A 1,957-nucleotide genomic window follows, 5' to 3' on the forward strand; every position below is an offset into this window, starting at 1 on the left:
GGACGGTGATCAACCAGAGGTCGATCAGAAGTCCATGTCACCGCCCGGCATGCCGCCGCCGGCGGGGGCCGCGGCCTTCTCCGGCTTGTCGGCGATGACGGCCTCGGTGGTGAGGAAGAGCGCGGCGATGGAGGCGGCGTTCTGCAGCGCGGAACGGGTCACCTTCGCCGGGTCGATGATGCCTTCCTTGACCAGGTCGACGTACTCGCCGGTCGCGGCGTTCAGGCCGTGACCCGGGGTCAGGTTGCGCACCTTCTCCACCACGACACCGCCCTCGAGGCCGGCGTTGACGGCGATCTGCTTCAGCGGGGCCTCGAGAGCCAGCTTGACGGCGGCGGCACCGGTGGCCTCGTCGCCCTCCAGCTCCAGCTTCTCGAAGACCTGGGAGGCCTGGAGCAGGGCCACGCCACCACCGGCGACGATGCCCTCCTCGACGGCCGCCTTCGCGTTGCGGACGGCGTCCTCGATGCGGTGCTTGCGCTCCTTGAGCTCGACCTCGGTCGCGGCACCGGCCTTGATGACGGCCACGCCGCCCGCGAGCTTCGCCAGGCGCTCCTGGAGCTTCTCGCGGTCGTAGTCCGAGTCGCTGTTCTCGATCTCGGCGCGGATCTGGTTGACCCGGCCCTGCACCTGCTCGGAGGAGCCGGCACCGTCGACGACGGTGGTCTCGTCCTTGGTGATGACGACCTTGCGGGCACGGCCCAGGAGGTCCAGGGAGGTGTTCTCCAGCTTGAGACCGACCTCCTCGGAGATGACCTCGCCACCGGTGAGGATGGCGATGTCGTTCAGCATCGCCTTGCGGCGGTCGCCGAAGCCCGGGGCCTTGACCGCGACGGACTTGAAGGTGCCGCGGATCTTGTTGACGACCAGGGTCGACAGGGCCTCGCCCTCGACGTCCTCGGCGATGATCAGCAGCGGCTTGCCCGACTGCATGACCTTCTCCAGGAGCGGGAGCAGGTCCTTGACGTTGGAGATCTTGGAGTTGGCGATGAGGATGTACGGGTCCTCGAGCACCGCCTCCATGCGCTCCATGTCGGTCGCGAAGTACGCCGAGATGTAGCCCTTGTCGAAGCGCATGCCCTCGGTGAGCTCGAGCTCCAGACCGAAGGTCTGCGACTCCTCGACGGTGATGACGCCTTCCTTGCCGACCTTGTCCATGGCCTCGGCGATGAGCTCACCGATCTGGGTGTCGGCGGCGGAGATGGAGGCCGTGGAGGCGATCTGCTCCTTGGTCTCGACCTCCTTGGCCTGGTCGAGCAGCGCACCGGAGACGGCCTCGACGGCCTTCTCGATACCGCGCTTCAGAGCCATCGGGTTGGCACCGGCCGCGACGTTGCGCAGACCCTCGCGTACCAGGGCCTGGGCGAGGACGGTCGCGGTGGTCGTACCGTCACCGGCGACGTCGTCCGTCTTCTTGGCGACTTCCTTGACCAGCTCGGCGCCGATCTTCTCGTACGGGTCCTCGAGCTCGATCTCCTTGGCGATGGACACACCATCGTTGGTGATCGTGGGGGCGCCCCACTTCTTCTCGAGGACGACGTTCCGGCCCTTGGGGCCGAGCGTCACCTTGACGGCGTCCGCGAGCTGGTTCATGCCGCGCTCGAGGCCGCGCCGCGCCTCCTCGTCGAACGCGATGATCTTGGCCATGTGAAGTGGTCCCTCCAGGACTGGGGGTGATTCCTTCGGACCGCGCCCGCGCCCGCGACGGACGGCTCGCATGCCCCGTGGTTCCTTGCCCCACCTGGCCTGCGGGCCTCACCGACCCGGTCCCTCTTTGTCACTCTCACCTTCAGAGTGCTAACGCCAATGATTAGCACTCGCCCTTGCCGAGTGCAAGCGGCTCTGGGTGATCCGCAGGTGAACGCACCCGCGCGCACCCGCACGCGCCCCCGGACACCCCGGGCACCCCCGCCCCGTGCGCCCCGCCCCCACGCAGGCACCCAGGCATGCAGAAGGG

At 68.1% G+C, this 1,957-nt stretch carries 1 protein-coding gene; it reads right to left on the bottom strand.

Annotated elements, in window-relative coordinates:
* Positions 1-24: 24 nt before the first annotated feature.
* A complete protein-coding gene (gene groL / locus STRIP9103_RS36365) occupies positions 25-1,647 on the bottom strand; it encodes a chaperonin GroEL (RefSeq protein WP_009331593.1) in 1,623 nt (540 codons plus the stop codon).
* Positions 1,648-1,957: the final 310 nt, after the last annotated feature.

Source organism: Streptomyces ipomoeae 91-03 (assembly GCF_000317595.1).
Taxonomy (GTDB): domain Bacteria; phylum Actinomycetota; class Actinomycetes; order Streptomycetales; family Streptomycetaceae; genus Streptomyces; species Streptomyces ipomoeae.